The 1,550-nt window shown below is 63.6% G+C and carries 3 protein-coding genes and 2 pseudogenes; 4 read left to right on the top strand and 1 reads right to left on the bottom strand.

Features of this window, described 5'->3' with window-relative positions; translation table 11 throughout:
- Window positions 1-107: 107 nt before the first annotated feature.
- Window positions 108-263 carry a hypothetical protein gene (locus tag ACWEKS_RS49285; RefSeq protein WP_452346596.1) on the bottom strand — a complete coding sequence of 52 codons (156 nt, stop codon included), beginning with the start codon at window positions 261-263 and terminating at the stop codon, window positions 108-110.
- On the opposite strand from ACWEKS_RS49285, the pseudogene ACWEKS_RS49280 reads away from it, so the two are divergent.
- The 4 genes and pseudogenes from ACWEKS_RS49280 to ACWEKS_RS49265 all read left to right on the top strand — a co-directional run.
- A pseudogene (locus ACWEKS_RS49280) lies at window positions 219-374 on the top strand (IS110-like element ISMav6 family transposase); the annotation flags it as partial. The gene ACWEKS_RS49285 and the pseudogene ACWEKS_RS49280 sit on opposite strands and share 45 nt — an antisense overlap.
- A pseudogene (locus tag ACWEKS_RS49275) lies at window positions 335-505 on the top strand (helix-turn-helix domain-containing protein); the annotation flags it as partial. The pseudogenes ACWEKS_RS49280 and ACWEKS_RS49275, both read left to right, overlap by 40 nt.
- 73 nt (window positions 506-578) lie before the next feature.
- Window positions 579-746 carry a hypothetical protein gene (locus ACWEKS_RS49270; protein WP_452346595.1) on the top strand — a complete coding sequence of 56 codons (168 nt, stop codon included), beginning with the start codon at window positions 579-581 and terminating at the stop codon, window positions 744-746.
- A gap of 435 nt (window positions 747-1,181) precedes the next feature.
- On the top strand, window positions 1,182-1,550 hold a 369-nt coding region (locus tag ACWEKS_RS49265; protein ID WP_452346594.1), incomplete at its 3' end, for an ADP-ribosyltransferase.

Below are 1,550 nucleotides of genomic sequence, written 5' to 3'. Positions count from 1 at the left end.
GCATCCGCTGGGAAATCCGCGACGACATCCACGAAGCCTTCCTCAGCCTGGCCTGCAGCATCATCTGCTGGCGCCGACTGGCCAACCTCTCACTCTGTTAGGAGTTCTTAGGGCGCTTCCAGCAGAGCATGCAGACGGGCGATGAAGACGTCGATGCTGCCGTAGCGGGCGAGGATGTCGGCGAGCAGGTCGTGCACTGTCGATCCCGTCAGATCGACTCCCGGCGGTTCTATGACCGCAAGCGCGCAGAGGGCAAACACCATCACACCCAGGCCGTTTTGGCACTGGCCCGACGCCGCGTCAACGTTCTGTGGGTTCTACTCCGGGAGAACCGATGTTACGAGCCTTCCCCACCGCAGGCCCGCGCCGCGTAGCCGAGCACTTGACAACTTCATTGAGACTCATCGGGACCTCCGGGACCTCCGGGACCTCCGGGACATCGCGTTGTGGCGCAGGGGTGCGTGAGATCGCCCATCGGCTCGGACGAAGCCCGTCGACGATCTCGCACGACTGTGATGACACCCCACAGACGCTGACCGGGATCAATCTCGAATTCCACCGTAATTTCCCTGCGCTCGGTGAGCACCTACCGCTTGCGCATCGCGATCCGCGCGACCGCGTGGCAGCCAACCAACCCGATCGACGACGAACAACCCGCCAGCATGCTGTTCCCGGCCCGAGCCCTCGCGGAGACCAGCAAAACGTTGTCAGGGCCACGGATCGAAATCGCTGCCAGCCCAAGCTAAACCATCCTGGGCCTCACGACGGGCAGCCAGCACCACATCCTCGGAAGGGCCTTTGACCAGGGCATCTGGGTGGGTTACCCGGGATAACCGCATGAGCAGGGTGGTACGGCAGAACCCGACGTGCCTCACCTGCGGGACGGTGAATTCGCGCGACATCTTCCGCAAAGGGGAAATCGGCCCGATTGCCTCCGGTGAGCGGCTCGGAGCCCCACACCGCGACGGCGGACTCGACGAACCGTCCACAGACCAGCGGCCGAGAAGACCGGCACTGGCCCCGGCAAGGCCTGCCGCCCACGCCACAGCCACGGACACTCTGGTCGGCACCCAGACCGGTTGCTGATCAGAATTTGTCCGTGCCAGCTGGATGCCCGGCGAAGACGCGTATGACGAGGGCTCGTATGACGTGTTCGAGCGGTGATACGGAACAATCCGCGTGTGGTTGATGATGCGGATGACGACGCGTTCCGGACGACCCGGCTGGCAGACACTGCCCTCGTGGGTCAGGACCTATCGCTGCTCACCACCGACGAGGCCCGAGCGATCCGCGCGTATGCGTATAACCACTTCGAGCAGATCAACGCCGCCTTGTGGGGTGATGAGGACAAGAAGACGCCGCTGGTTGTCAGTCATATCGAGCTGATCCACTCCGGTCTGGAGAAGTTTCCTCTGCGTGAACCGGTGCGGGTGACCCGCGAAGCCTTGGCCGAGCGCTTCGGACTTCGCGGCGAGCGGGACGAGGAAGACGATGCGCAAGACCTGGTCGAGAGACAGTTCATCCACCGGGGATTCATGTCGACCTCCGGG

The sequence above is a fragment of the Nocardia sp. NPDC004711 genome (assembly GCF_053601595.1).
This window is presented reverse-complemented; position numbering and strand designations above follow the sequence as displayed.

Coding starts and splice junctions, on each gene's coding strand:
- ACWEKS_RS49285 (WP_452346596.1), bottom strand. CDS start 263: ATGGTGTTTGCCCTCTGCGCGCTTGCGGTCATAGAACCGCCGGGAGTC.